Raw genomic sequence first — 1,634 nt, 5'->3', positions numbered from 1 at the left:
TTCATAGGCAGTCGTCATATAACCGCGGATGACCCTTGCCAGTCCTGTCATATTTTCAGAGCCGATTGGGTTGCGCTTATGAGGCATTGCAGATGAGCCCTTTTGACCCTTAGCAAAAAACTCCTCCACTTCCCTAGTTTCGCTCTTTTGCAGGCCGCGAATCTCAACCGCGAACTTTTCAATCGAAGTTGCGATCAATGCCAGTGATGACATATAAAATGCATGGCGGTCACGCTGCAGTGTCTGCGTCGAAATTGGCGCTGGCTGAAGGCCAAGCTTTTCACAAACGTAAGACTCCACAAACGGATCAATGTTCGCATACGTTCCAACTGCTCCGGAAATCTTGCCAAACTCCACATCAGAAGCTGCCATTTTAAAACGCTCAAGGTTGCGCTTCATTTCCTCCAGCCAAAGAGCCAGCTTCAGGCCAAATGTCGTCGGTTCAGCATGAACACCGTGAGTACGGCCCATCATGACCGTGTACTTATGTTCCTTTGCCTTGTTCGTCAGGATTTCGATGAAGTTCTCTAGATCCTTTTGTAAAATTTGATTCGCCTGCTTAAGGACATACGATAACGCTGTATCAACAACATCAGTTGAAGTCAGTCCGTAGTGAACCCATTTTCGTTCTTCGCCAAGCGTTTCCGATACCGCCCTTGTGAATGCCACGACATCATGGCGCGTTTCTTCCTCGATCTCTTTGATCCTGTCGATATCGAATGACGCTTTTTCACGGATTTTCTGAACGTCTTCCTTAGGAATATCTCCAATCTCAGACCAAGCTTCACACGCGAGGATTTCAACCTCCAGCCATGCATTAAAACGGTTCTCCTCAGTCCAAATTGCTCCCATTTCAGGTCTTGTATAACGATCTATCATCTCTTATGTCCTCCGATCATTTCTATCGCGCCTTCCCAGATGCCGCTTTGCTCAGCCTCTTCCAGCGCTTCCTCTACTGTTTCTCGTAAAAGGGTCACATGCCCCATTTTTCGTTTATGCTTTGCTTCCTTCTTGCCGTATAAGTGGATTTTCCAATCCTGAAGCTCAGGAATTCTCTCTAATAAGGGCTGCTGATGTTCCCCAAGGATATTTACCATGACAGCCGGTTTCAGCAAATTGGTGCTGCCGAGCGGCCAGCCGCAAACCGATCTGACATGCTGCTCGAATTGCGAGGTTTCACACGCCTCAATACTGTAATGCCCAGAGTTATGCGGCCTTGGCGCGAGTTCATTTATGTAAATCTCATCATTCTGTGTCAAAAACATCTCTACTGCAAGTGTCCCAGTCAAATCAAGGGCCGATGCAATTTGTTTTGCCGCCTCAATCGCCTTATCCTCAGCCAGCTTGCTGATTCGAGCCGGCACGATTGTCTGGTGAAGGATATTGTCTTTATGGATGTTTTCCGCTACTGGAAAAACTACTGTCTCTCCTGCAGTGCTGCGAGTTATGATCACCGAAATCTCTTTTTCAAAAGAAATCCATTTTTCCAGAACACAAGGTCCCTGGCTGACAAGTGTTTCAGCGATGGCGATATCCTCAGCCGCTCTGATTACAAGCTGTCCCTTGCCGTCATAACCCCCCCTTGCTGTTTTAAGGACTGCCGGCATACCGAGTTTTCCGATCCCTGCTGCTAC

General features: G+C 47.7%; 2 protein-coding genes. Both read right to left on the bottom strand.

The genetic code is table 11. The annotated features are described in order from the left end of the window. The coding region (gene purB / locus WB217_RS12225; RefSeq protein WP_423993496.1) for an adenylosuccinate lyase at positions 1 to 879 on the bottom strand (879 nt) is incomplete at its 3' end. Continuing rightward, on the bottom strand, positions 876 to 1,634 hold a 759-nt coding region (locus WB217_RS12220), incomplete at its 5' end, for a 5-(carboxyamino)imidazole ribonucleotide synthase (protein ID WP_423993495.1). The genes purB and WB217_RS12220, both read right to left, overlap by 4 nt.

Source organism: Mesobacillus sp., assembly GCF_049588175.1.
Lineage (GTDB): Bacteria > Bacillota > Bacilli > Bacillales > Cytobacillaceae > Mesobacillus.
This window is presented reverse-complemented; position numbering and strand designations above follow the sequence as displayed.